Below are 3,158 nucleotides of genomic sequence, written 5' to 3'. Positions count from 1 at the left end.
TTTATTTTCCCTAAAAAAGTTCACGTAATTGGAGAAAATTGTTTGATAAATAACGGTACCATTTCTTTAACTCAAGACGCTCATCAATCAACGATTACCAATGTTACAATCAATAATAAGTATAAAGAAGATTTCAATGTTCATGGTATAGAAATATATGAAGTAAACAACTGTAAAATAACAAATGTCAACATAGCAAATTATGGACAATTTGAAAGTTTAGGTATATTTGCATACTCTTCAAACGGTAATAGAATTACAAATTGTACAATAAATACATCCGGAGATTATGTAAATAATGGAATTTTCTTATATGCAAGTGACACCAACACTTTAGAAAATAACATAATCAACATAAATCAATCAAATGAAAGCATACCTTATACAAACGCAGTTCAATTTAATGAAAAAATAGGTACAATAACTGAAATATTACATAATCATGGAATAGTATTGGTATATTCATCTGACAACACAATCAACAAAAACAAAGTAAATGCAACATCAATGTTTAACAGTTATGTGCATCCGGAGGAAACCTGTCAAAACAGTATTGTTGGAATAGATGTTTACTTTGAATCACATAATAACAAGGTAACCAATAATAATATTTCAATAAACAGCTATGCACCATTTTCATATGGAATGGGAGTTTTAGGAGGACAATGGGGAACTTCAATGTCATCTTCTAATGCAGCAAATAATATTTACCAATACAATAATGTAACTGTAAGGGGAGGATACTTCGCAACAGGATTTATTGCAGGAAGAAACAGTATAAACACAATTGTTGATTCAAACATTTTCAAGATAGAAGCAAGAAAAAATTCATCAGTTCAAGGAGACTATTCATTTGGAGTAACCTTAGAAAACAGTACTAAATCAAACATAACAAATAACCAATTTGCTATTAAAGGAGCTTCCGTATACGGAATGGAATTGTTTGACTCAGGAAATAATACAATATTTAACAACACATTATTTGCAAATGCAACATATCCATATGCTATAGCAGGATATTCAGCTTCCAACAACAATATCCTCAATAACACATTAATGCTTAAAAAAGGAAATTATGGAACAATAACTCCTGCAGCTCATGCTGATGCAATACCATATGGTGATGAAGCAATCATGTTCATGACATCAAGTAACAGCAATACAATAAAATTCAACCACATTAACACTACAGCAAATACAACAGTTAAACTAGGTAATCAAACATCAAACAATATTGTTACAGAAAACTCTCTGGTAGCTAAAACAACAATAGGAGATCAATCTGTAATAAACCAACACACTTCAAATAATGTATCAAATAACTTTGTATACTTTGTAAATGCAACTGTTGATCCGGTTGAAGCATTTGTTGGAGATACAATTACTTTAGTGGCTAACATTAACACAACTACAACAGATTACAGTAATCTTTCAGTATCTTTCAGATTAGGTTCTAATAATATTGGAAACAGTCCTGTTGTTAATGGTAAAGCTTCATTGAATTACAATGTTTCCACATTATGGAATCCTACAACTTATCAAATCACAGCATTTGTAAGTGGAAATAATTTCCAGAATGTCACAGCATTATCACAGGCAGTATTTGAAAAACATCCTGAAAAAACAACAGTTAAAGTAGCAAAAGTATTGGGTGTTGTAGGATCTAATGTAGTTTTAACAGCCAATGTAACCACAACTAGTGGTGGTAAAATTGGTTCTGGGGCTGCAGAATTCTATATTGATGATGTATTATTGGATGTGGTGGATTTAAGACTGGGAGTTGCTTCCTGTAACTACACCATTGCAAATAATGCAGAGAACATAATACATACAATAAAAGTAAATTATCTTGGTACAAACGATTATGAAAACGCCACTGGAAATAATACTTTGGGAGTTCAATCACATACCACAGTTGTTGTCTCAAACTGTAGTGCCGTTTTAGGTGAAAATGTCAATGTTCGTGCTAATGTTACTTCCGGAGGTAAGGCTCTTGCTTCAGGTATTGCGAAAGTTTATGTAAACAATGTTCCTTTAACCAATGCAAGCATCAGTAATGGTGTTGTTAATGTTAATGTTAAAGTTCCTACAACCTTTGATAAAGGTAATTATACATTAAAAGTAGTATTTGATGGTAACGATACGGTTTCATGTGCAACTGCTACTGCCAAAATTGTTTTAAATCCTATGGCTGCCGTGTTACACTTTAATGATACTTGGGTGGATCTTGGTGAAAATTCTTCATTAGTACTTGCTATTGATAATGGTGCCAGTGGCAGTGATTTATGTCTTGCTAATGGTGGTAATGTTAGTGTAAAACTTAATAATCAGTTGTTAAAAGATTCTAACGGTAATGTTATTTATGGTGTCGTTAATAACGGAAAATTAACTTTCAAATTTGTAGCTCCATCACAATTGGAAGGTTCACAAAATCTTACATTTATATTTGATGGAAATTCAAAATTCAGTGCAGCAAATAAAACATTCCCTAATTCATTAAATATTGGTAAAATCAATGTGACAATCACAGTAAATGAAATAGGTACGGTTAATTTAAATGATAATATAACCGTAACGGGTAAATTTACAGAAACAACAGGTAAGGCCATAGCTAACAGTAATGTAAAAATCATTATAAATGGTGTGAAAAATTATGCTAAAACGGATAAAAATGGTACATACGTATTTGTAACTACTGCAAGTACTTCTGGAGTAAATAATCTTAGTGTTGGTTATAGTGGTAACAACAAATATCGTGCATATGAATATAACACCACATTTACAGTAGGTAAACAAAATGTAATAGTTACATATAATCCTGTTATGGAGGTTCCTGCAGGAACTAATGTTACCATAACTGGTAAATTTACTGATGATACAGGTAAAGCAATATCTAACAGTAATGTTCGTGTGTTTGTCAATGGTGTTAAGTACTTGGCTAAAACGGATAAAAATGGTAAATACAACTTGTCAGTACTGGTAACCAAAGTTGGAGTAAACAACTTGAGTGTGGGTTACAGTGGAAATGCAAAATATAATTCTCCGTGTATATATCGAAACCGGTCAAGTCCTTCATCACGGCGGTCCGCACCAGGTAGGACCCGGCGCAATAATAGAATCCGTTCAGATGGAAGAGGCAGTCCTCGAACAAGGACGCT

The 3,158-nt window shown here is 32.5% G+C and carries 1 protein-coding gene; it reads left to right on the top strand.

From position 1 onward, the window contains the following. Positions 1–42: 42 nt before the first annotated feature. Positions 43–3,158: right-handed parallel beta-helix repeat-containing protein (locus tag QZZ11_RS07310; protein WP_292474867.1), on the top strand; the 3,116-nt coding region annotated here is incomplete at its 3' end.

It is taken from the genome of Methanosphaera sp., from assembly GCF_016282985.1.
Taxonomy (GTDB): Archaea; Methanobacteriota; Methanobacteria; order Methanobacteriales; family Methanobacteriaceae; genus Methanosphaera.
The sequence above is the reverse complement of the archived record's forward strand: the minus strand, read 5'-3'. Positions and strand labels throughout refer to the sequence as shown.